Here is a 25,658-nt window from a genome sequence, read left to right as displayed (position 1 = left end):
ATGACGACTGTGGGATTCATCGGAAGCGGAAGCATCGGCAGGACCCTCGCGCGACTCGCAGTCGGAGCCGGGCACCAAGTGGTGCTCAGCAACTCGCGCGGTCCCGAAACGCTCGTTGACACGGCCGAGGAGCTGGGGCCGCGGGCGTCCGCGGCGACGAGCGAGGAGGCCGCGGCGGCCGGAGAGATCGTCGTGGTCACGGTGCCGCTCAGCGCCTTCCCCCACGTGCCCGCCGCACCACTGGCCGGGAAGACGGTCATCGACACCTGCAACTACGGCCCCGAGCGTGACGGGCACATACCCGAGCTCGACGGTAATTCCCTCACCTCGAGCGAGTTGCTTCTGAGATACGTCCCGGACGCCCTGCTCGTAAAGGCGTTCAACAACATCTTCTTCAAGCACCTACTGTCACTCGCCCGTCCGGCAGGGGCGGGCGACCGCTCCTACCTGCCGATCGCCGGGGACTCTGTACCGGCGAAGGCGGCGGTGGCCGAATTCATCGACTCCATCGGCTACAGCGTGGTGGACGCGGGAACGCTGGCCGACGGCTGGCGGCAGGCGACGGGCACGCCGGTGTGGGGAACACCGTACGGGCCGTACACGAACGAGAAGGGCCGGCCGGTCGGCGAGGACGCCATCCGCGCGGCACTGGCCACCGCAACACGGTAACCGTGATGAGGTGCGGCCGTGTCATGCCCCCGCCCGGGGAAATCCGGCGGGGGCGGCTTCGGCGCTGGTCGCCCCGCCCGCCGGTCGGTCTTGGCCTTCCTGGTCTGGTGGAGAGGCCGCCGGAGAGCAGCTGTACGAGAACAGGGCCGCCGAGCGGGGGCGGGCGCCCGGGCTTGCGCCACGCCACCCCGTCCGCGGTGGCCGTCGTCGCGCACCGCTAGGATCCGTGGGCATGGCTCTGACCGTGAACGACGTAGACCGGTTCGAGGCGTTCAGGCCCCGCCTGGAGGCCATCGCCTACCGCCTGCTCGGCTCCGCGAGCGAGGCCGAGGACGCCGCACAGGAGACGTTTTTGCGCTGGCAGGCCGCCGACGTCGACCGTGTCGAGGTTCCGGAGGCCTGGCTGACGAAGGTGCTCACCAATCTCTGCCTGAGCCAGCTCACCTCGGCCCGCGCGCGGCGCGAGACCTACGTGGGCCAATGGCTTCCCGAGCCGCTGCTCGCCGGGGACCCGATGCTGGGTCCCGCCGACACCGCGGAACAGCGCGACTCGGTGTCGTACGCGGTCCTCGTCCTGCTGGAGCGCCTCTCGCCCAACGAGCGGGCCGTGTACGTGCTGCGGGAGGCCTTCGCCTACCCGCACCGGGAAATCGCCGAGATCCTCGGCCTCACCGAGGCCGCCAGCCAGCAGATCTTCCACCGCGCCAAGAAGCATGTCGCCGCGGACGGGCCCCGCACCGAGATCGACGAGGCCGCCGCCCGGCGGGTGGTCGAGGAGTTCCTCGCGGCCGCCACCAGCGGCCGGACCGAGCCGCTGGTACGGCTGCTCACCCAGGACGCCATCGCGGTCGGCGACGGCGGTGGGAAGGTCCCGGCCCGGGCCCGGGCGTTCGAGGGCGCGGTCGCGGTCGCCACGTTCATGCGGGGTCTCTTCAAGCCCAACAAGGCCAAGCGCGCCCTGGTGGGCGGCTCGACCGAGGTCTACGTCGGTGCGGCCAACGGCGCCCCCGCCGTCGTGGTGGTCGTCGAGGGCCGGGTCTTCGGCGTCATCTGCCTGGAGATCACCGCCGAAGGCATCGCCGCGTTCCGCAGCCAGGTCAACCCCGACAAGCTCGAACGCGCCACCCGGCGGTGGGCGGTCACCGACCACGGAGAGCCCCTGATCCGCGCCTTCTGAACACCAGGCGCATCTGATGTGATGCGCCTCACATTCTGCTCCTGTCAGGAAATGGCTGGCTGCCCGGTTCAAGGGGCGAACCCGCTGGAGACAGGAGCCGGACATGCAGCATCGAATCGTCGTCCTCGGAGCCGGATACACCGGAGCCATCGCGGCCGGGCGCCTCGCCAAACGGCTGCGCCGTGAAGACGTCGCCATCACCCTCGTCAACGCCGAACCCGACTTCGTCGAACGAGTCCGGCTGCACCAGCTCGCGGTCGGCCAGGAACTCAGCCCCCGGCCGTTCAGCGAGATGTTCGCGGGCACCGGCGTCGCACTGAGGCTCGCCAAGGTCACCGGCGTCGACGTCGAGCGAAGGACCGTCACCCTCAACGGGGCGAACGAAGCCGAGGAGTTGGAGTACAACACCCTCGTGTATGCCCTCGGCAGCGGCTGGAACGACCAGGGCGTCCCCGGGGTCACCGAGCACGCTCAGGAGATCGCCGGCCGCCCCGGAGCGCTCCGGCTGCGCGAGCGGCTGGCCCGTCTGGACGCCGGACAGCCCGTGGTCGTCGTCGGCGGTGGCCTCACCGGCCTGGAGGCAGCGACCGAGATCGCCGAGGCCCGCCCGGACCTCGACGTCACCCTCGTTGCCCGCGGCACCCTCGGCGACTGGCTCTCGCCCAAGGGCCGCAGGCACCTGCGGAAGGTCGCCGACAAGCTGGGCCTCACCGTGCACGAGCACGTCACCGTCACCGGCGTCGAGACCGACCATGTCGCCACCGCCGACGGCACGACCATCCCGGCCGCCGTCACGGTCTGGACCACGGGCTTCGCCGTCCATCCGATCGCGAAGGCCACCACCCTGGACGTCACCGACACGGGCCGGATCGTGGTCGACGACACCCTGCGGTCGGTCTCCCACCCGGACGTGTACGCCATCGGTGACGCGGCGCTGGCGATGGGCCCGGGCGGCAAGCCGCTGCGGATGTCCTGCGCCTCGGGTGTCCCCTCGGCATGGCAGGCAGCCGACGCCGTCGCGGCACGTCTGACCGGCGGGAAACTGCCGAAGGCATCGGCCCGCTACTTCAACCAGTGCGTCTCGCTGGGCCGCAAGGAGGGCCTGATCCAGTACGTCACCGCCGACGACCGTGCGGTCCGGGCGGCCCTGACCGGACGGCTCGCCGCCGTCTACAAGGAACTGGTCTGCAAGGGCGCGGCCTGGGGCGTCGCCAACCCGACACTCGGCATGCCGACCCGGCGCCACCGCGTCGCGGGTGAGCCGGTGCCGACGAGCCCGGCGGTCGAGGCGGCGTCCTGACGCGCACCGTGGCACATGCCGGGCAGTCGCGGGCGCCGGAAGTCGCCGGCGGGCAGAAGCGCTGCCCGCCGGCGGGTACTAGCCGCCGCAGGACCGCAGAAAGGCCCTGGTGCGGCGGGCGATCGGCAACGGCCGGTCGGGTGGGCACGGGTACATGTCCTGTTCGACGATCGCGAACAGGTCCCGGTCCAGCTTCCGCGCCGCGTCGAGCACCGGCCCCAGCGCGGGCACGCCGTTGGGCGGTTCGCACATCACGCCGCGTGCCACCGCCGGGCCGAACGGCAGTTCCGCTGCGCGCACTTCGGCCAGGACCGCCGGATCCACCTGCTTGAGGTGCAGATAGCCGATCCGCTGCCCGTACGTCTCGATCAGCCGGACGCTGTCGCCGCCGCAGTACGCGTAGTGCCCGGTGTCCAGGCAGAGCGAGACCAGGGCGGGGTCGGTCGCGTCGAGGAAGCGGCTGACATTCTCCTCGGTGTCGATATGGGTGTCCGCGTGCGGATGCACGACGATCCGCAGCCCGAAGCGTTCCCGCACCTCGTGCCCCAGCCGCTCGGTCTGGGCGGTGAGGTCCCGCCACTGCGCGGCGGTGAGGGTGTCGGGCTCCCTGACCTCGCCCGTCTTGTCGTCGCGCCAGAACGACGGGATGACGACCAGGTGCTCCGCCCCCATGGCCCGGGCCAGTGCCGCGATGTCGGAGACATGGGCCCAGGTGGCGTCCCACACGGCGGGCCCGTGGTGCAGCCCGGTGAAGACCGTTCCCGCCGAAACCCGTAGTCCGCGCCCGGTGATTTCCTCGGCGAGCCGGACCGGGTCCGTCGGCAGATAGCCGTACGGTCCCAGTTCGATCCACTCGTAGCCGGACTCCGCGACTTCGTCGAGGAAGCGGGTCCAGGGGACCTGGAGCGGGTCCTCGGGGAACCACACCCCCCAGGAGTCGGGCGCGGAGCCGATCCGGATGTGCGTCATGGCCACCAGGCTTCCGCCCGATCCGGAAAGCTGTCAAGCGTTCGTCCGAATGTAAGGACAATGCGTTGACAGCGGGTCGAGGGGGGAGTTAGACCTGTGAACGTCCCGCCGACCGAGAGGACGTGCACGGTGTACGACCTGATCACCATGGGCCGGATCGGAGTGGACCTCTACCCCTTGCAGGCCGGGGTACCGCTGGCGCGGGTCGACACGTTCGGCAAGTTCCTCGGCGGGTCGGCGACCAACGTCGCGGTCGCCGCGGCGCGGCTGGGACGGCGGACCGCGGTCGTCACCCGGACGGGTGCGGACCCCTTCGGTGATTATCTGCACGAGGCGCTGCGTGGCTTCGGCGTGGACGACCGCTGGGTGACGCCGGTCGCCGGGCTGCCCACACCGGTCACCTTCTGTGAGATCTTCCCGCCGGACGACTTTCCGCTGTACTTCTACCGGCAGCCGAAGGCGCCGGACCTGGAGATCTTCGCCGGTGAGCTCGATCTCGGCGCGATCGCTTCGGCGCGGGTGTTCTGGATGACGGGGACGGGGCTGTGCGCGGAGCCGAGCCGTTCGGCGACGCTGGCCGCGCTGGCTGCACGGTCCGCTGCACGGGGCTCCGCCCCGGGCCCCGCTGCTCAATCTCCCCCAGCTAACTCCCCCAGACTGCGTCCGGGGGGACCCCCACGGAGGTGCCCCCAGGCGGGGCTTGGTTCTGCCACCGTGTTCGACCTCGACTGGCGTCCGATGTTCTGGGAGGACGGACCGCGGCCGTACTACGAACAGGCCCTGCGGCACGCCACCGTGGCCGTGGGCAATATCGACGAGGTGGAGATCGCCACCGGTGAGCGCGACCCGCACACCGCCGCCCAAGCACTGCTCGCGCACGGCGTGGAGCTCGCCATCGTCAAACAGGGCCCCAAGGGGGTACTCGCCGTGCACCGCGACCGCACCACCGTCGAGGTGCCGCCGGTCCCGGTGGAGGTCGTCAACGGGCTGGGCGCGGGCGACGCGTTCGGCGGCGCGCTCTGCCACGGGTTGCTCGCGGGCTGGGACCTCGAACGCACCATGCGGTACGCGAACGCGGCCGGCGCCATCGTCGCCTCCCGGCTCGCCTGTTCGTCCGCCATGCCGTACCCGGCCGAGGTCGAGTCGGCCCTCGAAGGAGTACAGCCGTGACCGGCGCCGGATCCATCTCCATCGCCGATCTGGTGACCGTGCGCACCCGCCACCCGGAGGCCATCGCGGAGGCCGCCGCCCGGCGGGTCCGGCGTCCGCTGCTCGGGGACCGGGGCCGGCTGATGATCGTGGCCGCCGACCATCCGGCCCGCGGTTCGCTCGGCGTCGGAGACCGGGCGCACGCCATGGCCAACCGGCTCGACCTGCTGGAACGACTCTGCGTGGCGCTGTCCAGGCCGGGCGTCGACGGGGTGCTCGGCACCGCCGACATCCTGGAGGACCTGCTGCTGCTGGGCGCCCTGGAGGGCAAGGTGGCGATGGGCTCGATGAACCGGGGCGGACTCTTCGGTGCCTCCTTCGAGCTCGACGACCGCTTCACCGGCCACCGCGCCCAGGACCTGGCCCGCCTCGGGTTCGACGCGGGGAAACTGCTGCTCCGGATCGACTACCAGGACGCGGGTTCACTCACCACACTGCACGCCACCGCCCGCGCCATCGACGACATGGCCGCCCACCGGCTCCCGGTCTTCGTCGAGCCGTTCATCTGCCACCGCGCCGACGGCAGGCTCCGCAGCGATCTGAGTGCCGGTGCGGTGACCCGTTCCATCGCCATCGCCTCCGGCCTGGCCGGCACCTCCGCGTACACCTGGCTGAAGGTGCCGGTCACCGCCGATCCGGACGACATGGCCCGGGTGATGGCGACCTCGACCTTGCCTGCCGTGCTGCTCGGTGGTGAGCCCGGTGACGACCCGGCTGGTACCTACGAGAAGTGGCGCCAGGCCCTGCGACTCCCCACCGTCCAGGGGCTGGTGGCCGGGCGTGCGCTGCTCTATCCGGCCGACGGTGACGTGACGGGCGCCGTCGACACAGCGGTGGGACTGCTGTAGCCATCAGAGAACCCGAGCCGCCCCGGAGGGCACTGATGAAGGACGACGACCTGGTGGTACGGGCCGGGAGCGAGGCCCACGGGCCCTACGCCCTGGACATCGGTCCCGAGCGCGCCGGCTGGGCGCACTGCGCGCTGCGGGTATTGGAACTCGACCCCGGCGGTTCACAACTTCTTTCCACCGAAGACAGTGAATGGATCGTTCTGCCGCTCACCGGGGGCTGTACCGTCCTGGTCGACGGAGAGATCATCGAACTCCACGGCAGAGCCGGGGTGTTCGATGCGGTAACCGATTTCGCCTACGTGCCGCGCGATGCCGACGTGCAGATCTCCTCCGGCGCGGGAGGCCGCTTCGCCCTGGCAGGAGCGAAATGCGGGCGACGTCTCCCCGCCCGCTACGGGCCCGCGCCGGAGGTTCCCGTCGAACTGCGGGGCAGCGGCAGCTGTTCCCGGCAGGTCCACAACTTCGCCGCCGCCGACACGTTCGAGTGCGACCGGCTGATCGCCGTCGAGGTGCTGACTCCGGGCGGCAACTGGTCGTCCTTCCCACCGCACAAGCACGACGAGCACCGTCCCGGTGAGGAGTCCGAACTGGAGGAGATCTACTACTTCGAGATCGCCGGTGCGGGTCCCGGCTACCACCGGGTGTCACCGTCCCGGCCGGGCGGCACCGATCTGCTGGCCGAAGTCCGCAGCGGAGACACCGTGTTGATCCCGGACGGCTGGCACGGCCCGTCGATGGCCACCCCCGGGCACGACATGTACTACCTCAACGTGATGGCCGGCCCGGGCGCCGCACGCGAATGGCTGATCAGCGACCACCCCGACCACGGCTGGATCCGTACGACCTGGGACGACCAGCCGGTAGACCCGCGGTTGCCCCTCTACACGGCCCCCGAGGACGCCGTTCCCGAGGACGCCGCCCCCGACAGCGAATCGGAGCGCCCACGATGACCGCACGCCGGCTCACCACCGCGCAGGCCCTGGTGACCTTCCTGGCCCGCCAGTACACCGAGCGCGCCGGACACCGCAGCCGGCTGATCGCCGCCACCTGGGGCATCTTCGGCCATGGGAACGTGGCCGGGATCGGCCAGGCGCTGGTGGAGGCCGGCCCCGACACCATGCTGTTCCACCAGGGCCGCAACGAACAGGCCATGGTGCACGCGGCGGTGGGGTTCGCCCGGCAGTCCGGCCGGCTCTCCGCGCACGCCGTCACCACCTCCATCGGCCCCGGTGCGACCAACCTGGTGACCGGTGCCGCGCTTGCCACCGTCAACCACCTGCCGGTACTGCTGTTGCCCGGCGACAGCTTCGCGGCGCGCCCCGCCGACCCGGTACTCCAGCAGCTGGAAGTCCCCTACGCCGGCGATGTGTCCGTCAACGACTGCCTGCGGCCGGCCTCCCGGTACTTCGACCGGATCACCCGCCCGGAGGCCCTGATCCCCGCCGCGCTGGCCGCCATGCGCGTGCTGGCCGACCCGGCGCAGACCGGCGCGGTGACGCTCGCGCTGCCGCAGGACGTACAGGCCGAGGCGTACGACTGGCCCGAGGAGTTCTTCGCCGAGCGGGTCTGGCGGGTGCCGGTCCAGCAGCCGGACCGGGCGACGCTGCTGGACGCGGCCGACGCGATCCGGGCCGCCCGCCGGCCGCTGATCGTCGCGGGCGGCGGGGTCCATCACAGCGGCGCCGAACCCGCCCTGCGCGCGCTCGTCGAGGCGACTGGCATCCCGGTGGCGGCCACCCAGGCGGGCAAGGGATCGCTGCCCTACGACCACCCGGCGGACGTGGGCGGTATCGGCCACACCGGGACCGTCACCGCCGACGGACTGGCCCGCGCCGCCGACCTGGTGATCGGCGTCGGCACCCGCTACACCGACTTCACCACGGCCTCCGGGACCCTCTTCCAGGAACCGGCGGTCCGCTTCGTCAATGTCAACATCACCGGTTTCGACGCACACAAAATGGCCGGCCTTCCGGTCATCGCGGACGCCGGAGCCACCCTCCGGCAGCTGACCGAAGCCCTCACGGGCCACCGTGTCCCGGCCGGCTACGAGAGTGCCTACACCGCAGCCAAGGCCGAATGGGAGGCCCAGGTCAGTGCCGCCTACGCCGCGTACCGGGAAGACGCGCGGCCCACCCAGGCCCAGGTGCTCGGCGTCCTCGACACCCTGGTGACCGGCGAGGACATCCTGATCAACGCCGCCGGTTCGCTCCCCGGCGACCTGCACAAACTCTGGCGGACCCGCTCCCGCGACCAGTACCACGTCGAATACGGCTACTCCTGCATGGGATACGAGATCCCGGCCGCCATCGGCGTCCAGCTCGCGGCGCCGGGTCGGCCGGTCTGGGCGCTGGTCGGCGACGGCACGTATCTGATGAACCCGACCGAGATCGTCACCGCCGTCCAGGAGGGGCTCCCGGTCAAGGTCGTCATCCTGCAGAACCACGGCTACGCCTCCATCGGCGGCCTCTCGGACGCGGTGGGCGCCGAGGGCTTCGCCACCGGGTACCGGTTCCGGGCCCCGGACGGCACGTACACCGGCGACCCGCTGCCGGTCGATCTGGCCGCGAACGCGGCCAGTCTGGGCCTCACCGTCCTACGCGCGCAGACCGTCCGTGAGCTGCGCGAAGCCTTGGCCACGGCTCGGACGTCGGACCGTCCCACATGTGTCTACGTGGAGACCGAAACGGGCGACACTGTGTCGGGCCCGCCGCCGGCCCAGGCGTGGTGGGATGTTCCCGTAGCGGAGACCGCGACCCGCCCGTCGGCGGTCAAGGCCCGGGAGGAGTACGACCGGCAGGTCGCAGCCCGACGACGCCATCTGTGAAAGAACACGCCTGAGGACCCCTGAGGAGCTCACCCATGAAGACCGTCAACCACTGGATCGGTGGCAAGACCGTCGAAGGCACGTCGGGCAACTGGGGCCCGGTCACCGACCCGGCGACCGGCGCCGCCACCACCCGGGTGGCGCTGGCCTCGGTCGAGGAGGTCGACGCCGCCGTCTCGTCCGCGAAGGCGGCGTACGAGACCTGGGGCACGTCGTCGCTGTCCGCCCGCACCACCATCCTGTTCCGCTACCGTGCCCTGCTCGACGCGCACCGCGACGAGATCGCCGCGCTGATCACCGCCGAGCACGGCAAGGTGCACTCCGACGCGCTCGGCGAGGTGGCCCGCGGTCTGGAGATCGTCGAGCTGGCCTGCGGGATCACCAACCAGCTCAAGGGCGAGTTGTCCACCCAGGTCTCCACCCGGGTCGACGTGTCGTCCATCCGCCAGTCGCTGGGTGTCGTCGCGGGCATCACGCCGTTCAACTTCCCCGCGATGGTGCCGATGTGGATGTTCCCGCTGGCCATCGCCTGCGGCAACACCTTCGTACTGAAGCCCAGCGAGAAGGACCCCTCGGCCGCGAACCTGCTGGCCGAGCTGGCCGCCGAGGCCGGGCTGCCGGACGGTGTGCTGAACGTACTGCACGGGGACAAGGTGGCCGTCGACGGACTGCTGAACCACCCGGACGTCGCCGCGGTCTCGTTCGTCGGGTCCACCCCGATCGCCCGCTACATCCACGCCACCGCTTCCGCCAACGGCAAGCGCGTGCAGGCGCTCGGCGGCGCCAAGAACCACATGCTGGTGCTCCCGGACGCCGACCTGGACGCCGCGGCCGACGCCGCAGTCTCGGCCGCTTACGGCTCGGCGGGGGAGCGGTGCATGGCGATCTCCGCCGTCGTCGCGGTCGCCTCCATCGCCGACGAACTGGTCGGCAAGATCCGGGAACGCGCCGAGCAGATCAAGATCGGCCCCGGCAACGACCCGTCGTCCGAGATGGGCCCGCTGATCACCGCGGCCCACCGCGACAAGGTCGCCTCCTACGTCAAGGGAGCCGCCGCCCAGGGCGCGAAGGTCGTCCTGGACGGTACCGGCTACACCGTCGACGGCCATGAGGAGGGCCACTGGATCGGCCTCTCGCTGCTGGACAACGTCGCCACGGACTCCGACGCCTACCGCGACGAGATCTTCGGCCCGGTCCTCTGCGTGCTGCGGGTCGACACGTACGAGGACGGCGTCGCCCTGATGAACGCGTCGCCGTTCGGCAACGGCACCGCGATCTTCACCCGGGACGGCGGCGCGGCCCGCCGCTTCCAGCTGGAGATCGAGGCGGGCATGGTCGGCGTCAACGTGCCGATCCCGGTGCCGGTCGGCTACCACTCCTTCGGCGGCTGGAAGGACTCGCTCTTCGGCGACCACCACATCTACGGCAACGACGGCGTGCACTTCTACACCCGCGGCAAGGTCGTCACCACCCGCTGGCCCGACCCGGCGGACGCGCCGGCCGGAGTGGACCTCGGGTTCCCGCGCAACCACTGAGCGGAACGCCGGGCGGCGGCGCCGGTACGGGAGTTCCGCGCGAGGGGTCTTCGTGTGATGTCCGGGCAGTGAACTCTCGGGGAAATCCGGTCGGCCGGGCGTTCGAACGGCCCTGGGGGGCGGTGCCGCTGCCTAGCATGAGCGGCGCCGCCCCCGCCGTACGAACGGAGCCCCCTGGTGTCCAGCCGCGCCATCGTCGGTACCCGCATATGGGCGGCGATGGCCGTCCTGTCGGCCGCCGCCATGGTGGCCACCGGCGCCCTGCTGACCGACGACCGGTCCGGCACGGCGTCCACACCGCGCCCGGCCCACGCCGACGGTCTCCCGCACACCGCCGTGGAGGTCTCGGTCAGCTCCTGCGGCCGGGGCTGGACCCGGGCCCGCGCCGGTGTCCAGGTGTTCGACCTGCGCAACACGTCCACCGGACCGGCCGAGGTCGACCTCACCGACCCGCGCACCGGCGCCGTCTACGGTGAGGTCGAAGGCCTGGCGCCCGGTACCTCCCGCCCGATGCGGGTGTCGCTCGGCAGCGGCTCGTACGCCTTCCGGTGCCTGCCCGACGACGCCGACGCGATCAGCGGGCCCACCGTCCGGATCGCCGGCGGTGCCGGGGCCGCCGGCCCGCACACGGTCCCGGTGACGGAACATGATCTGGTCCCGCCGACCCTCACGTACCAGCGGTGGGTCGGCGTCAGGACCGTGGAACTCGCGCGGCGGACCGACGTACTGCGCAAGGCCGTCGACCGCGGTGACCTGGCCGCCGCGCGCGCCGCATGGCTGCCCGCGCACCTGGTCTACGAGCGGATGGGCGCCGCCTACGGAACCTTCGGGGACGCCGACGCGGCCATCAACGGCACCGGCGCCGGACTGCCCGACGGCATCCACGACCCGGGCTTCCAGGGGTTCCACCGCGTCGAATACGGGCTGTGGCACGGCGAGTCCGCCGCATCGCTGCGGGCACCGGCCGACCGCCTCGCGCAGGCCGTGCACACCCTGCGGGACGGCTGGTCCCAGCAGCGGATGGACCCGGCGGAGCTGGGTCTGCGGGCGCACGAGATCCTGGAGAACACCGAGCAGCTGGAGCTGACCGGGCGCACCGACCGGGGCAGTGGAACCAGCCTGGACACGGCCCGCGCCAACCTCGACGGGACCCGCGAACTCCTGGGCGTGCTGCGCCCGTTGCTCGCCTCCCGGTTCCCGGCGCTGCCACAACTGGATTCCTGGCTGGACCGTACGCAGCACACCCTGGACGAATTCGGGCACGATGGCCACCGCCCGCCGGTGAACCGACTGCCGCGCACCGACCGGGAACGGCTCAACAGTGATATCGGTGAGACGGTGGAGCGGCTCGCATCGGTCGCGGCCATCTGTGATCTGCGGAGGACGGCATGAACGAGGGGCGGATGGACGGGACACCCGGGAACGAGGCCCGTCCGGACGGAGGACGCGCCAACGACGTACGGCGCCGCGGCTTCCTGCGGGGTGCGGCGATCGGCGTGGGCACAGCGGTCGCCGGAGCCGGCCTGGTGGCGGCGGACCATCCGGCCGGTGCCCCGGCGAAGGCCGAACAGGCCACCGACCGCGCCGAGTTCCACGGCCCCCACCAGGCGGGTATCCTCCGGCCCTCGCAACGAGCCACCGCTTTCGCTGCCTTCGACGTGACGGCCGGCGACCGCCGGGAGCTCGCCGAGCTGCTCCGCACCCTCACCGCCCGGGCCCGCTTCCTGACCACCGGCGGCACCCCGCCCTCACCGGGAATCACCGCGCCCCCCACCGACTCGGGGGTCCTGGGACCGGTCGTCCCGCCAGGAGGGCTGACGGTCACGGCCGGTGTCGGCGCCGCCCTCTTCGACGAGCGGTTCGGACTGAAGGACCGTAAGCCACTGCGGCTCTCCGCGATGCCGACCTTCCCGGACGACGACCTCGACCCGGTCATGTGCCACGGCGACCTGAGCCTGCAACTGTCCGCGGAGAGCTTCGACGTGGTGCTGCACGCCCTGCGCGACATCGCTCGCCACACCCGGGGCGGCATGCAGGTGCGGTGGCGGATGGACGGCTTCACCAGCCCCTCCCGGCCCAGCGGAACACCGCGCAACCACCTGGGCTTCAAAGACGGCATCGCCAACCCGGACGCCGGCGACGGCCCGACCATGGATCACCTCGTCTGGGTGGGCGACGGCGGCGCCGAACCGGCCTGGACCGCCGGCGGCACCTACCAGGTGGTGCGGCTGATCAGGATGCTGGTGGAGTTCTGGGACCGGGTCTCGATCACCGAGCAGGAGCGGATGTTCGGCCGCGGCCGGGACACCGGGGCGCCGCTCGACGGGGCCGGCGAGTTCGACGCGCCGAAGTATCCGCAGGACCCGAAGGGCGACGTGATCCCGCTGGACAGTCACATCCGGCTGGCCAATCCCCGGGTCCCGAAGACCGACGCACAGCGGATCCTGCGCCGCGCGTACAACTACGACCGGGGCATGGACAGCAACGGCAACCTAGACATGGGGCTGCTGTTCTGCTGCTACCAGCAGGATCTGGCCCGGCAGTTCGAGACCGTGCAGAAGCGGCTGGCCGGCGAACCGCTGGCGGACTACATCACCCCGTTCGGCGGCGGCTACTTCTTCGCCCTCCCCGGGGTGCGCGACCGTACCGACTGGCTGGGCCGTGCGCTGCTCGCCTGAAGAACTCCTGACCGGTTGTTCACCCCGGCGACACAGTCACGCACCCACCCCGTCGTCCGCCTGCCGAAACATCGCACTCCGCAAGGCCACGACGACAGCCGACAGCGGAGGCACAGAGAACATGGTCAGCACAGGAAGAACCGCGGGACGCCGCGCGGTGCGCTGGGGAGCGTGCGCCGGGGCGGCGGCGCTCGCAGTCCTCGGGGGGGTGGCCCCCGCATCGGCGAACTCGCACACCCACCCGGGCAGCAGCGCAACGAGCACCCCGATCAAGCACCTGGTGGTGATCTTCCAGGAGAATGTCTCCTTCGACCACTACTTCGGCACGTACCCGAAAGCGGCGAACACCGACGGCACCACGTTCAAGGCGAGCAAGCACACGCCGAAGAACATCGACACCCTGAGCACGGCCGGACTGCTGAAGAACAACCCGAACCAGTACGCACCCGAGCGGCTCTCCGCGGACCAGGCCATGACCTGCGACCAGAACCACAGCTACGGACCCGAGCAGTACGCAGCGAACGGCGGCAAGGCCGACCAGTACGTGCAGAACACCGACTCCGGGAAGTGCTCCGGCAACCTGTTCGGCGAGCCCGGCCTGGTCATGGACTACTACGACGGCAACACGGTCACCGGGCTGTGGAACTACGCCCAGCACTACTCGCTCGGCGACAACTCCTACAGCTCCACCTACGGCCCCTCCACGCCGGGTGCGCTGAACCTGGTCTCCGGCCAGACCCACGGCGTCATCTCCGTCGACCCGGCGTCCGGCACCGAGTCCCCGAAGCAGACCGGCAACCCCGACGCGTACGCCGTGGTCTCGCCGGACAGCAAGGGTGTCGGCACCGTCACCAACGACCCGGACCCGGCGTACGACGACTGCTCGGGCGCCGACCACTCCAGCAAGAACGCGCTCGCCGCGATGCAGGGCAAGAACATCGGGGACCTGCTCTCCGCCGAGCACGTCAGCTGGGGCTGGTTCCAGGGCGGTTTCCGGCCCAGCACCGCCTGGGACGGCAATCAGGGCGACTACGCGAAGTGCGCCGGGAACACCCATACCAACGTGGGCGGCGCCGCGTCCGTCGACTACAGCCCGCACCACTCGCCCTTCCAGTACTACAAGTCGACGTCCAACCCGCACCACCTGCCGCCGAAGAACGCCGCAGAGATCGGCCACAGCGGGCAGGCCAACCACAACTACGACCTGACCGACTTCGACACCGCGCTCAAGACCGGCCACCTGCCCGCGGTGAGCTTCCTGAAGGCCGCCGAATTCCAGGACGGCCACGCCGGGTACTCCGACCCGATCGACGAACAGCACTTCCTGGTCGACCGGATCAACAAGTTGCAGCAGTCCCCGGAGTGGAAGGACACCGCCGTCGTCGTCGCCTACGACGACTCCGACGGCTGGTACGACCACGCCTACGCCAAGCCGCAGAACGGCTCCAAGGACACCACCACCGGCTCCAACGGCAAGGCCGCCGACAGCCCCGCCTGCCAGGCCGGCCCCGCCTCCGCCGGCGGCTACGCCGACCGCTGCGGCCCCGGCACCCGCCAGCCGCTGCTGGTCATCTCCCCCTACAGCAAGGTCAACTCGGTCGACCACACCCGCACCGAACAGGCCTCGATCACCAAGTTCATCGAGGACAACTGGCGCACCGGACGGGTCGGCGACGCATCCTTCGACGCCCGCGCGGGTGCGCTGACCTCGGCCTTCGACTTCAAGCACCCGAACAACCAGCAGGTACTGCTCAACACCGACGGCTCGGTGAAGTCGGTACGCCACATCCCCCGGCATCCCGCACACCCGGCCCACCCGTACGGTGCCGCCGACCTGACCACGGATGTCACGGCGCAGGCTGCCACCGACCGGGGGCTGCCGTCGGCCGTGCTGCCGGCCGGTATCGCCTTCGCCGTGCTCGCGGCCGGCGGCACCGCCTTCGCTATGCAGCGCCGCAGGGGCCGTACGGACAGCTGAGCACCGGCTGACCGTCGAGTACATCGAGGAGGGGCCGTCAGGGGGCGGCCCCTCCTCCCCTCCTGTTTCAGCCCGCCGTGCCGCCGGACTGCTGGGCGGCGATCAGCTTGCGCAGATCGACGGTCTCCGATGCGGGCGGCGCCTGCATGTCCTTCGTGGTATCTGCTGTGCGAGGGCGAAACCGTGCCCTGGATCGACCTGCGCCTAGCCTCTGGCAACGAAGGCGAGGATGTCGGGTAGCGCCTCTCGCAGGCTCTTGAAGTGGCGGTGCACGCCGGCCGCCGCGACCGGAGTGTTGACGCCCCACACCGTCATCCCAGCCAGCCGCCCGGACTCAATGCCGGACGGCGCGTCCTTGACCAGGCAGTCCTCCGGCTCGGTACCGAGCCGTGCAGCGGCCAGCAGGTAGGGGGCCGGCGACGGCATGCCTTCGTCGACGGCGGCGGCATCCACGAGCACGCTGGGAACCGGCAGGCCGAACGTCCTCGTCCTCCAGTTCGTGCAACACGGCCAGGCACTCTTGTGGGTCCCGGTCCGGGGTGACCTACGCGAAGGTCTCCAGCGGCCGCGTCCGCAGCGCCAGCTCGTGAACAGCGTCAGGATCCAGTCCGTATCGTCCCGCCCACGTCTTCCAGACCTCACGCTGGTTGTTCACCGCGTTGATCAGCGTGCCGTCGACATGCCATCGGCCCATCCTCACAACGCAGCCGAGCCGACCTGGTCACAAGGTCCGCTGCACAGGCCCCAGCGCGCCCGCTTCCGCTGTTTCGCGGGCGGTGAGGGTGAACGGGGGGGTCAGACGAAGGTCTGGGTGAGTTCGCTCCGGGTTGATGTGTGGACCAGCCGGCCGTGCGCCCCATTGACGATCGGCATGTACGGCGGGACGTGGCCGCATTCCACGTCGGCGATGATCGGCACACGCAAGGGGCCGAGCGCGTCCAGCACGGCCTGGTGCTGGGTCAGTGAAGGGGCGCCTGGCGCGGAGGTCCGTCCGACGAGCACCGCGTTTGCCGCGTCGAAGAAGCCGGCCAGCCGCATACCGTGCAGGTTCCGGCAGATGGTGAAGGCGTCATCGTCGGCGGCCTCCACATATACCAGCAGCCCGTTCGCGGCCTCAGTCCGTGCGAAGTCGGACACGTTGAGATAGCCGGTCCCGGTGAGGTTGCACAGTGTCTCGACGCATCCCCCGATCAGGCGGCCCTCGACTTCCAGATCTCCGCTTCCGTCCAGCCGTGTCCATGTGCCAGGAGCGTCGAGTGTGTAGTCCCGTACGTCGGGCTGGGCGGCATAGTCGTCCCAACCGGTGGACCTGTGGAGGCCGGGCGGGGTCTGCGTGAACTGGTGCCCCGGTGGTGCGCTGACGATGTCGAGCCAGGAGACCAGCCCGTTCGGGGTCCGGTAAGGAGTGTCCATCAGGTTGTTGCCGTGAATGGTCGCGGTCCCGGTGAGGAGTGTCAGCGGGGTGATGATGGTCGACAGGTCGGAGAACCCTACGAGCCAGGTTGGTTCGGCGACGCGCAGTCGCTCCCAGTCGAGCAGCGGCAAGAGGTCAATCGCCAACTCCCCGCCCCACGGCGGCACCACAGCACCGATTTCCGGATCGGTCAGCAGCGCCATCAGTTCGTCTGCGCGCGCGGTGGCCGGAGCACTTACATGTCCCGAACCGTCCATGCAGTGTCCGAGGACCACCTCGAATCCGCGTGCCTCCACGTCGCGGAGAGCCACCTGAAGGCGCTCGCGAAACTTCTCGCTGACGCCGCTGGACGGAGAGGTGATTCCAACGCGGTCACCGGGGCGCAAGGGGCGCGGGTATCGAACGGACATGCGCTGGATTCTGGCACGGCACCGTGCGGGCAGGGCAGCGAGTTTCAGCGTGTCCTCCACCGCCGTGCGTGGTTTGTCGATCAGCCTCCATGCCGTCAGCAGCCACCCGCCACAGCAACGTTCCGTATGCGTCCCAGTCATCCGTCTCGACAGCGATGTTCGCTGCCGCCAGTGCCTGCCCGACCAGTTCCGCCACCGTGTCCACCGCCACCCACACGTTGTGGGGGCGAGGAAGGCGGTCGCCGGCATGCGGCTTCGGCCGGCCCGCCCGCCCGGCGGCCAGGGCCGGGCGCCCCGAGCGGGAGGACTGAAGAGTGCGGCTCACTCGGTACCGGCGGGGCGGCGGGCGTCATGGTCCGGGAAGAGCATCGCCGCCACGTGCCGGGTGTCGGCATATTCGATGACGGAGGCGATCTTGCCGTCGCGGACGGTGTAGATGCCGATACAACGGTTGTCGTAGGTGCCGCCGTGCACAGTCTTGGCCTTGGAGGTCCATTCAGCCACCACGCGGTCGTTCTCGGCGATCGTGCTGACCAGTTCGATTTCCAAGGTGCCGGGGACGAAGGCCGGCCCCATGCCGCCGAGGAACTCGTTGACGATTTCGTCGCGGCCCTGCCACACCTTGGAGACGGGCAGGTCGCCCGGGTAGTGCCAGGTGGCGTCCTCGCAGAAGCTGTCCTGGATGACGTCGGCGTCGCCGTCGCGGACGGCCTCGACGTAGCGGATAACGACGGCCCTGGGATCGATGGTGGTCATAACCGTGCTCCTTCGGTTGTTCTTACGGTCGTTCGGGCGTGGTTGCGGTCAGGGTGAGGACGGCCTTGCCGCGGATGCGGCGCTCGCGCAGGTCGTTGAGGGTGGTCGCGGTATCGGCCCAGTCCGAGACTCGGCCGATCTCGGGATTCAGGCGGTTTTCCGCGGTCAGCCGGACCAGCGCCGCCAGGTCGTCGTCGAGACGGGTGTCGGCGTCGAGGTAGTGGAAGTGGCGGATGACGGCTGATTCGGGGCCGGCGAAGAAGTCGAAGAAGTCGAGCGTCACAGAGGTACGGCTGGCCTGTCCGAACCAGATGAGCGTGCCGCGCTTGGCGAGCCGTGCCAGAGCGAGGGGGAGGGCCTGGCCTCCGGTCGACTCCAGCACGATGTCGTAGGGGCCGCGGGCGTCGGCGACGTCGTGGACGATGTCGGCGGCGCCCAGTTCGGTAAGCCGGCCGCCGCGTTCGGCGTCCCGGGTCACAGCGGTGACTTGGGCCCCGGCGGCGGCCGCGAGCTCGGTGACGAAGTGGCCAACGCCTCCCGACGCACCGGTCAGCAGTACACGCCTTCCCAGCACGGGCCCGGCGGTGCGCAGCAGCCGCAGCGCGGTGAGCCCGGCCAACGGTAGCGTCGCGCCCTGGAGCGCGGAAACGCTGTCCGGCAGTTCGGCGAGCGCGTTGGTCGGCACTGCCACGTACTCCGCCCAGCCGCCGGACATGGGGTGGCCGATGACCCGCGCGATCCCGGACGGTCCGCTTCCATCGGCGGCCGACTGCACCATCAGCCCCGCGACGTCCTTTCCGGGGCGCTCGCCGGGGGTGAAGTTCTCCAGCTTGAACGTCTCGCCCCGGTTGACCGAGAAGGCCTCGACCTTCACCAGCGCCTCGTTGGAGCGTGGTGTCGGCTCGGCGACGTCGGCGAGGACGACCGGTTCGGCGGGATCGCCGGTCGGTATGAGCGCTTTCATCAATCTGACCCTCCTCGGTGGACTGTGGGCCACCCCTCGGTGTGGTGCCTGGGACCATCTGACGGGGTGGGGTGGCGACTCGGCCAACAACAGAACCGCAGGGCCGACAACGCGGGGTTGTCGCATAGGGTCAGCGGCATGGATCTCGACCTCGCCCTGGTCCGCGCCTTCGTCGCGACCGCGGGGACACTGCACTTCGGGCGGGCCGCGGAAGAACTGAGCACCAGCCAGCAGGCGCTGTCCAAGCGCATCGCGCGGCTGGAGAAGTTGCTGGCCGTCCGGCTGTTCGAGCGCGAGGGCGGCACCCGGCTCAGTGAGGCGGGGGAGCGGTTCCTGCCGGCCGCGCGCGAGGCGCTTGCGGCGGGCGAGCGCGCGATCGCGACGGTGACGGACGCCCGGCCGGTCATACGGATCGACACGTGGGGGCATCTGTACGCTCCCATGCGCACTGTCGCCCATGCCGTGCAGGCGCTCGGCCCGGTGCGATGGGCGCCGGGCCCGGGGCGTGACTGGCCGTCAGTCGCGCAGGCGCTGCTGCACGACGACACGGACCTGGGGTTCGGCCGGGTCCACCCGCTGCCGGACGGCCGTGACACGGGACTCACCCAGCGGTTGGTGCGACTCGAACCCGTGGACGCGGTGGTCGGCCCGTCCCACCCGCTGGCCGGCGCCGACGCAGTGCGCCCGGCCGATCTGCGCGACAGCGTCCTGTGGTGCCCGGCCGAACTGACCCGCCTGGACTTTCTGCGCCGCTTCGCCGATGAATTCGAGATCACGCGGCGGCACGATGGTCCCAATCTGGGCATCGACCACCTCGTCCAGCACCTCCGCACCGACACCGAGGGCTTCACCCTGTTTCCCGCCGACGCGCCGCTGCCGGACCACGCGGGTCTGCGTTGCATCCCGCTCGTCGAGCCCACCCCGCTGTACGCGTGGTCGCTGGCCTGGCGCGAGTCCTCCCGTCACCCACTGCTCGACACCTTGCTCAGCGGGTTCGCCGACACCGGCCGTACCATGCGCTGGCTGGACTACACCCCACGGCGCGACTGGCTCCCCGCCACCGACCACGCGAAACTCACGGCTCGTTAGGCGGCACCGGGGGCCTCGCCCATCGCTCCGGTCCCGGCGGAGCGAGAAAAGTACCGACGTGGCACCACCACACTCCTCACCGGCGCCCACGGTCCATCCCGCATCTCGGCCGACCACCTTGCCGCGGCCACGCTCGACGAACTCGAGAACCCATGTGAAGACAAGCAAAACCTCGCCCGCCTCACCGCACGGTTCGGACCCCAAGTCGCTGTCCGATACCGGTCCTTGCCCGCTCTCGTCGACAGGCTCGCCCGGCGGTGGCACCTCGACGTCGGCGAGGCGGGCGGGGGCGGAACCTCCTGTGTGTACCGGTGTTCACGAGAGGGACGCACCCCCTGGCTGAAGCTCACGCCCGACCCCGTTATCGCCACCGAGGAGGCCGAAGAACTGCGGCCTGGGCAGGCAGCGCCTCCGTGGTGGGGCTGCTGGACCACGACCTGTCCGTGGGGGCGCTGCTGCTCGCCGGGATCGAGCCCGGGGCGCGGGTCAAGGAGAGTGGCTGGCGGCTGCGCGATGCCGGCGCGCTAATCGCCGAGCTGCGGACGGCTCCGTACCGCAGCGCACCGGACCTGCGGCCGCTCGCCGACCGGATCACCATTCTGTATGGCATGGCCGCCCGGCGCGGGGGCCGGGCCCCGGAAGCGTTGGACCGGGGGCTGCGCGCGGCGCTGGAGACGGCCCGGAGCGGGCCCGCGCAGGGGCTGGTGCACGGTGATCTGCATCCGGCCAACGTGCTGCTCGGCCCCGGCGGCCCGCTCGTCGCCATCGATCTCCGGCCCACCCTCGGGGACCCGGACTACGACGCGGTCGACTGAGTGCTCGAAGGGGTCACGGACGAGGCCGGGCTCATCGCGCGCATCGCCGAACTGGCCGCACTGGTCCCGGGGATGTCCGCGGAGCGGGTACTCGGCTGGTGCCGGGCGACCGACCCATTCACCGCTGACGCACCGGAGTTCATCACGTCCCCCGACCAGGAGTGGGACGGTGTGTGAGAGCCACGGGATCGGCCCCCTTCACCTGCCGGGCTGCAAGTGGGTATGGGCGTCGCTACTCCCGCTGCGGTACGCGGCGGGCGTAGCGTACGCCCGGAGTACACCAGGCAGCTCCCCCTGCCGGTCGCATCGGTCGTCGGATGCGGCGCCTAGGGTGTTCAGGTATGAAGCTACCCAAACCCCGCGGCCGGGTACTCGCCGGTGCGGTCGCCGCGCTTGCCGTGCTCGCCGGGGCCGGCACCTGGACGGCTGTTGCCTCCGACGGGACCGCGGCGGTGCACCGCGAGGACCGATTGATGGCGGTGGACGGGGTGCGCATCGACACCTCGTACTTCACCGCGGGCGGCCGGCGGCGGCGCCCCGCGGTGCTGCTCGGGCATGGATTCGGTGGCAGCAAGGACGACGTACGTGCGCAGGCGCAGAAGCTGGCGCGCGACGGGTACGCGGTGCTGACCTGGTCGGCGCGCGGCTTCGGGAAGTCGACCGGGAAGATCGGGCTCAACGACCCGGACCACGAGGTCAAGGACGTGTCGAAGCTGATCGACTGGCTGGCGAAGCGCCCCGAGGTGCGGCTGGACAAGGCGGGCGACCCGCGCGTCGGCGTCTCCGGCTCGTCCTACGGTGGGGCGATCTCGCTGCTCGCCGCCGGGTACGACCGGCGGGTGGACGCCATCGCACCGCAGATCACGTACTGGAACCTGGCGGACGCGCTCTTCCCCGACGGGGTCTTCAAGAAGCTCTGGGCCGGGATCTTCATCAATGACGGCGGTGGCTGCGACCACTTCGAGGCGCAGCTCTGCTCGATGTACAACCGGGTGGCGGAGGCCGGGAAGCCGGACGCCGCCGCCCGCAAGATGCTCGCTGTGCGCAGCCCCGAGGCGGTGGGGGACCGGATCAAGGTGCCGTCGCTGCTCGTGCAGGGGCAGACGGACTCGCTGTTCCCGCTGGGGCAGGCGGACGCCGCCGCGAAGCAGATCCGTGCGAACGGCGCGCCGGTGTCCGTCGACTGGATCGCGGGCGGCCACGACGGCGGCGATCGGGAGACCAGCCGCATCGATGGCCGTATCACCTCCTGGTTCAACCGGTATCTCAAGGGCGACAAGGGCGCCGACACCGGCCCCGTCTTCCGGGTCACCCGGACCGGCGGGGTCGACTCGACCGACGGCGCCGCCCAGTTGCGGGGTGCGAGCAGCGATACGTACCCGGGTCTGGCGAGCGGTCGGCACCCGGTCGCGCTGACCGGCGGCGAGCAGACCGTCGCCGGCCCGGCGGGCGGCGCCCCACCGGCGATCTCAGCGGTGCCCGGGGTCGGCGCACTCGCCCGGCTCTCCGGGCTCGGCGTGGGGCTCTCGCTGGACTTCCCCGGCCAGTACGCACAGTTCGAGTCGGCGCCGCTGACCACCGCCCGTACGATCACCGGTGCACCGACGGCCGAGATCAGGGTGAAGTCGACCAGCGACGACGCGGTGCTCTTCGGGAAGGTCTACGACGTCGCGCCGGACGGCAAGCAGCAGGTGCTGCCGCACCAGCTGGTCGCCCCGGTCCGGGTGACCGGGGCCAAGGCCGGCCGGACCGTCCGGCTGACGCTGCCCGCCGTCGACCACAAGGTCGAAGCGGGTCACCGGCTGCGGCTGGTGCTCGCCTCGACCGACCTCGGCTACGCATCTCCCGCTGCCCCCGCGACGTACACCGTCTCGCTGAAGGGCCCGCTGACCGTACCGACGGTGCCCGCGCTGAAGACCGCCGCCGCGGGCATCAGCTGGTGGGTGTGGGGGCTGCCCGCGCTGGCCGCGCTGATCGCCGCGGGGCTGCTGGTGACCCGGCGCAGGGCCGTCCCGGCGCCCGATCCGGTGCTCGCCGTGGTGCCGCTGCGGATCACCGGCCTGACCAAGAAGTACGCCGGGTCCGCCGACCGGTACGCGGTCCGTGATCTCTCCTTCCAGGTGGAGAAGGGCCAGGTGCTCGGGCTGCTCGGGCCCAACGGCGCGGGCAAGACCACCACCCTGCGGATGCTGATGGGCCTGATCACACCCGACGGCGGTGAGATCCGGGTCTTCGGCCATGCGATCGCCCCGGGCGCTCCGGTGCTGTCGCGGGTCGGGGCGTTCGTCGAGGGCGCGGGGTTCCTTCCGCATCTGTCAGGACGGGCCAACCTCGAGCTGTACTGGCAGGCCACCGGACGCCCCAGTGAGGACTCGCACCTCGCGGAGGCTCTGGAGATCGCCGGCCTCGGCGGCGCCCTCGAGCGCGCCGTGCGCACCTACTCGCAGGGCATGCGGCAGCGGCTGGCCATCGCGCAGGCCATGCTCGGCCTGCCCGATCTGCTGATACTCGACGAACCGACCAACGGCCTGGACCCGCCGCAGATCCGCGAGATGCGGGACGTGATGATCAGGTACGCGGGCGAGGGGAGGACCGTGATCGTCTCGAGCCACCTGCTGGCCGAGGTCGAGCAGACCTGCACGCATCTGGTGGTGATGGACCAGGGCCGGCTGCTCCAGGCCGGGCCGGTCGCCGAGATCACCGGGAGCGGCGACAGCCTGCTGGTCACGTCCGCCGACGAGATCCCGGAGGCGCTGGCGGAGAAGGTGGCCGCGCTGCCGGGCATCGGCTCGGCCGTACGGACCGACGACGGGCTGCTGGTCCGGCTCGACGGCGCCACACCGACCGCGCTCATCACCGAACTCGTACGCCTGGACGTGCCGTTGACCGGTGTGGGTCCGCACCGCCGCCTGGAGGACGCGTTCCTCACCCTGATCGGAGGCACTTCCGCATGACCAGCACGGTCCTCCCGGAGACGGCCCCGGGCTACCGCGCCCGGCACACCCTGCCGCTGCGCGTCGAAGCCAGGCGGCAGTGGAAACGCCGGCGGACGCTGGTGATGGGCGCCGTGCTGGTGGCCCTGCCGTTCATCCTCGTCGCCGCGTTCGCGGTCGGCGGCACGCCGAGCGGCAGCGGCCGCAACGGCCCGACGCTGATGGACACCGCGACGGCGTCCGGCGCGAACTTCGCTGCGACCTGCCTCTTCGTCTCGGCGGGCTTCCTGCTGGTGGTGCCGGTGGCGCTGTTCTGCGGCGACACCGTCGCGTCGGAGGCCAGTTGGTCCTCGCTGCGCTATCTGCTCGCCGCACCGGTGCCCAGGGCGCGGCTGCTGCGGAGCAAACTGACCGTGGCGCTGGGCTTCAGCCTGGCGGCCATGGTGGTCATGCCGGTGGTCGCTCTCGCGGTCGGCACCGCCGCGTACGGCTGGGGGCCGCTGGCGCTGCCCACCGGGGGCTCACTCGCCACCGCGGACACGGTGCCGCGCCTCGCGCTCGCCGTGGCGTTCGTCTTCGTCTCCCAACTGGTCACCGCGGCGCTGGCGTTCTGGCTGTCGACGAAGACCGACGCGCCGCTCGGCGCGGTCGGCGGCGCGGTCGGCCTGACCATCGTGGGCAATGTGCTGGACGCGGTCACCGCGCTCGGCTCCTGGCGGGATTTCCTGCCGGCCCACTGGCAGTTCGCCTGGGCGGACGCGCTGCAGCCGCAGTTGGAGTGGGGCGGCATGCTGCGGGGCTCGGCCGTGTCGGTGGCTTATGCGCTGGTGCTCTTCGCGCTGGCGTTCCGGGGGTTCGCCAGGAAGGACATCGTTTCCTGACGGCGGCCGCCTCGACGCTGCGGGGTGCACCCGTCATGATGTGCGCCATGGCCACCACACTGCTGGTTCTCGCCGCCCTGGCCACCGGGCTCTACGCAGGTTTCATGTTCGCCTTCGCGGCCGGCGTGATGCAGGGTCTGAAGCTGCTCACGGACGAGCAGTTCATGGCGGCGATGCGCCGGATCAACGAGAAGGTCCCCGGGCCGTGGTTCCTGCTGGTCTTCCTGGGATCGGCGCTGCTGCCGGCCGCGGCCCTCGTGGTACCGGTGCACGGCCGGTCCGATACGGCCCTGTGGCTGCTCACCGTCGGGCTGGTGTGCGCCGTGCTCAGTCACCTGGTGACCATCGCCGGCAACATCCCGCTGAACAGCGCGCTCGCCGCCGCGACCGGCCAGGAGGCCGGCGCTGTCCGCGCGGCCTTCGAGGCGCGCTGGAACCGCCTCCACCTGGGCAGGTCGTTCCTGTCGACGGCTGCCTTCGCCCTGGTCGTCGGGTCCGTCGTGGCCTGACGACCAGGTGCGGGCTGATACGGGCGGTGCGGGGCGGCTCCTACAGGTCGAACTCGGTCGGTGCGATCCCCAGCGCGAAGCACGCCTCGCGGACCACGGCCTGCTCGCTCTTGTCGAAGTTGCCGTCGGCGCCGCCGATGACAATGCCGATCTGGATGACGGCACGCGCCTCGGTGGGCTTCTTGCTGACCTTGCCGATGGTCTGCAGCACGCTGACCTTGCCGAAGTCGAAGTCGGCGGTGAGCTTCTGGCAGTAGTCGTTGAACCGCGTCTGCAGGTCGTCCGCGGCGAAGTTCTTCAGCACGTCATTGGTGGCGATCAGCGAAGCGACCCGCTGCCGCTCCGAAGCGTCGATCGAACCGTCGGCCGCGGCGACGAGCGCGCACATGGCCATGCTGGCATCCCGGAACCCGCCGCTCTTGAGGTCGTTCTTCTTCGCGTTGAGCTGCGTCTGCATCGTCTGCGCAGATTCCTTGAACCGGTCCCACAGGGCCATCGTCCATCTCCTGGTTCGCCATGGTGGTCATGAGCTCGTACAGCGTACGGAGGGACAACGGCCGGACCCGGCGGGAAGTGCCCGACCGGATCAATGCTTCACCCGTAAGCGCGCCGCCGAGTGCGCAGCGACGGGGGCCGGGTACGGCGAACGCCCCGGACCTGGAGGGTCCGGGGCGTTCGTGTCGCTGCTGCGGCGGGG

Annotated in this window: 22 protein-coding genes and 2 pseudogenes; 18 read left to right on the top strand and 6 right to left on the bottom strand. The window is 71.0% G+C overall.

Translation table 11 applies throughout. The features are described from left to right. Nucleotides 1-9 precede the first annotated feature (9 nt). The 3 genes from AB0M87_RS05740 to AB0M87_RS05730 all read left to right on the top strand — a co-directional run bounded on the left by AB0M87_RS05740 (nucleotide 10) and on the right by AB0M87_RS05730 (nucleotide 3,146). Nucleotides 10-669 carry an NAD(P)-binding domain-containing protein gene (locus AB0M87_RS05740; protein WP_365850958.1) on the top strand — a complete coding sequence of 220 codons (660 nt, stop codon included), beginning with the start codon at nucleotides 10-12 and terminating at the stop codon, nucleotides 667-669. A 232-nt stretch (nucleotides 670-901) separates the two neighbouring features. Further along, entirely contained in the window at nucleotides 902-1,846 is a 945-nt protein-coding gene (gene sigJ / locus AB0M87_RS05735; RefSeq protein ID WP_365850407.1) for an RNA polymerase sigma factor SigJ, read from the top strand. A 103-nt stretch (nucleotides 1,847-1,949) separates the two neighbouring features. Then, entirely contained in the window at nucleotides 1,950-3,146 is a 1,197-nt protein-coding gene (locus AB0M87_RS05730; RefSeq protein ID WP_365850406.1) for an FAD-dependent oxidoreductase, read from the top strand. A gap of 78 nt (nucleotides 3,147-3,224) precedes the next feature. Here the strand turns inward: AB0M87_RS05730 and AB0M87_RS05725 are convergent, their stop codons facing one another. Next, on the bottom strand, nucleotides 3,225-4,115 hold the full coding sequence (locus AB0M87_RS05725; protein ID WP_365850404.1) for a sugar phosphate isomerase/epimerase: 891 nt from the start codon (nucleotides 4,113-4,115) through the stop codon (nucleotides 3,225-3,227). A gap of 147 nt (nucleotides 4,116-4,262) precedes the next feature. Between AB0M87_RS05725 and AB0M87_RS05720 the strand changes: the two genes are divergently transcribed. The 8 genes from AB0M87_RS05720 (at nucleotide 4,263) to AB0M87_RS05685 (ending at nucleotide 15,190) form a co-directional block, all read left to right on the top strand. Then, complete coding sequence (locus AB0M87_RS05720; RefSeq protein WP_365850957.1) at nucleotides 4,263-5,285, top strand: 5-dehydro-2-deoxygluconokinase; 1,023 nt, start codon at nucleotides 4,263-4,265, stop codon at nucleotides 5,283-5,285. Continuing rightward, nucleotides 5,282-6,172, top strand: a complete 891-nt coding sequence (locus AB0M87_RS05715; RefSeq protein ID WP_365850403.1) for a deoxyribose-phosphate aldolase — start codon at nucleotides 5,282-5,284, stop codon at nucleotides 6,170-6,172. The genes AB0M87_RS05720 and AB0M87_RS05715 overlap by 4 nt, the downstream gene beginning before the upstream one ends. Nucleotides 6,173-6,207: 35 nt before the next feature. Then, a complete protein-coding gene (gene iolB, locus AB0M87_RS05710) occupies nucleotides 6,208-7,125 on the top strand; it encodes a 5-deoxy-glucuronate isomerase (protein WP_365850401.1) in 918 nt (305 codons plus the stop codon). Next, entirely contained in the window at nucleotides 7,122-8,999 is a 1,878-nt protein-coding gene (gene iolD, locus AB0M87_RS05705; protein ID WP_365850400.1) for a 3D-(3,5/4)-trihydroxycyclohexane-1,2-dione acylhydrolase (decyclizing), read from the top strand. Before iolB ends, iolD begins: the two co-directional genes overlap by 4 nt. Nucleotides 9,000-9,034: 35 nt before the next feature. After that, nucleotides 9,035-10,534: a CoA-acylating methylmalonate-semialdehyde dehydrogenase gene (gene mmsA, locus AB0M87_RS05700; protein ID WP_365850399.1), complete on the top strand. Its 1,500-nt coding sequence runs from the start codon at nucleotides 9,035-9,037 to the stop codon at nucleotides 10,532-10,534. Nucleotides 10,535-10,777: 243 nt separating this feature from the next. Next, entirely contained in the window at nucleotides 10,778-11,926 is a 1,149-nt protein-coding gene (locus AB0M87_RS05695) for an EfeM/EfeO family lipoprotein (protein ID WP_365850956.1), read from the top strand. 11 nt (nucleotides 11,927-11,937) lie between these two features. Next, entirely contained in the window at nucleotides 11,938-13,212 is a 1,275-nt protein-coding gene (gene efeB, locus AB0M87_RS05690; protein ID WP_365850955.1) for an iron uptake transporter deferrochelatase/peroxidase subunit, read from the top strand. A gap of 121 nt (nucleotides 13,213-13,333) precedes the next feature. Further along, nucleotides 13,334-15,190 (top strand): alkaline phosphatase family protein, encoded by a 1,857-nt coding sequence (locus AB0M87_RS05685; RefSeq protein ID WP_365850397.1) that lies wholly within the window; start codon nucleotides 13,334-13,336, stop codon nucleotides 15,188-15,190. A 204-nt stretch (nucleotides 15,191-15,394) separates the two neighbouring features. On the opposite strand, the pseudogene AB0M87_RS05680 reads toward AB0M87_RS05685, so the two are convergent. From AB0M87_RS05680 to AB0M87_RS05665, 4 genes and pseudogenes are all read right to left on the bottom strand, one after another. Beyond that, nucleotides 15,395-15,884: pseudogene (locus tag AB0M87_RS05680) on the bottom strand (phosphatase). A 101-nt stretch (nucleotides 15,885-15,985) separates the two neighbouring features. After that, complete coding sequence (locus AB0M87_RS05675) at nucleotides 15,986-17,014, bottom strand: S66 peptidase family protein (RefSeq protein ID WP_365850396.1); 1,029 nt, start codon at nucleotides 17,012-17,014, stop codon at nucleotides 15,986-15,988. A 321-nt stretch (nucleotides 17,015-17,335) separates the two neighbouring features. Continuing rightward, nucleotides 17,336-17,770: a nuclear transport factor 2 family protein gene (locus AB0M87_RS05670; protein ID WP_365850395.1), complete on the bottom strand. Its 435-nt coding sequence runs from the start codon at nucleotides 17,768-17,770 to the stop codon at nucleotides 17,336-17,338. Nucleotides 17,771-17,792: 22 nt separating this feature from the next. Continuing rightward, on the bottom strand, nucleotides 17,793-18,734 hold the full coding sequence (locus tag AB0M87_RS05665) for a zinc-binding dehydrogenase (RefSeq protein ID WP_365850394.1): 942 nt from the start codon (nucleotides 18,732-18,734) through the stop codon (nucleotides 17,793-17,795). A 138-nt stretch (nucleotides 18,735-18,872) separates the two neighbouring features. Between AB0M87_RS05665 and AB0M87_RS05660 the strand changes: the two genes are divergently transcribed. The 7 genes and pseudogenes from AB0M87_RS05660 (at nucleotide 18,873) to AB0M87_RS05630 (ending at nucleotide 24,961) form a co-directional block, all read left to right on the top strand. Continuing rightward, nucleotides 18,873-19,823 (top strand): LysR family transcriptional regulator, encoded by a 951-nt coding sequence (locus tag AB0M87_RS05660; protein ID WP_365850393.1) that lies wholly within the window; start codon nucleotides 18,873-18,875, stop codon nucleotides 19,821-19,823. 51 nt (nucleotides 19,824-19,874) lie between these two features. Further along, nucleotides 19,875-19,976, top strand: a pseudogene (locus tag AB0M87_RS05655) (NADH-flavin reductase); the annotation flags it as partial. A 104-nt stretch (nucleotides 19,977-20,080) separates the two neighbouring features. After that, nucleotides 20,081-20,638 carry a phosphotransferase gene (locus AB0M87_RS05650; RefSeq protein WP_365850391.1) on the top strand — a complete coding sequence of 186 codons (558 nt, stop codon included), beginning with the start codon at nucleotides 20,081-20,083 and terminating at the stop codon, nucleotides 20,636-20,638. Continuing rightward, a complete protein-coding gene (locus AB0M87_RS05645; protein WP_365850390.1) occupies nucleotides 20,639-20,815 on the top strand; it encodes a hypothetical protein in 177 nt (58 codons plus the stop codon). Between the two features lie 164 nt (nucleotides 20,816-20,979). Further along, the gene (locus AB0M87_RS05640) at nucleotides 20,980-23,592 is read left to right on the top strand and encodes an alpha/beta fold hydrolase (protein ID WP_365850389.1); all 2,613 of its coding nucleotides are present in this window, start codon (nucleotides 20,980-20,982) and stop codon (nucleotides 23,590-23,592) included. Then, the gene (locus tag AB0M87_RS05635; RefSeq protein ID WP_365850388.1) at nucleotides 23,589-24,452 is read left to right on the top strand and encodes an ABC transporter permease; all 864 of its coding nucleotides are present in this window, start codon (nucleotides 23,589-23,591) and stop codon (nucleotides 24,450-24,452) included. The genes AB0M87_RS05640 and AB0M87_RS05635 overlap by 4 nt, the downstream gene beginning before the upstream one ends. Nucleotides 24,453-24,499: 47 nt before the next feature. Next, the gene (locus tag AB0M87_RS05630; RefSeq protein WP_365850387.1) at nucleotides 24,500-24,961 is read left to right on the top strand and encodes an anthrone oxygenase family protein; all 462 of its coding nucleotides are present in this window, start codon (nucleotides 24,500-24,502) and stop codon (nucleotides 24,959-24,961) included. Nucleotides 24,962-25,001: 40 nt separating this feature from the next. Here AB0M87_RS05630 and AB0M87_RS05625 read toward each other — a convergent pair whose 3' ends face one another. After that, the gene (locus AB0M87_RS05625) at nucleotides 25,002-25,457 is read right to left on the bottom strand and encodes a TerB family tellurite resistance protein (protein ID WP_365850385.1); all 456 of its coding nucleotides are present in this window, start codon (nucleotides 25,455-25,457) and stop codon (nucleotides 25,002-25,004) included. Nucleotides 25,458-25,658 lie beyond the last annotated feature (201 nt).

This window comes from Streptomyces sp. NPDC051320, assembly GCF_040682175.1.
Taxonomy (GTDB): domain Bacteria; phylum Actinomycetota; class Actinomycetes; order Streptomycetales; family Streptomycetaceae; genus Streptomyces.
This window is presented reverse-complemented; position numbering and strand designations above follow the sequence as displayed.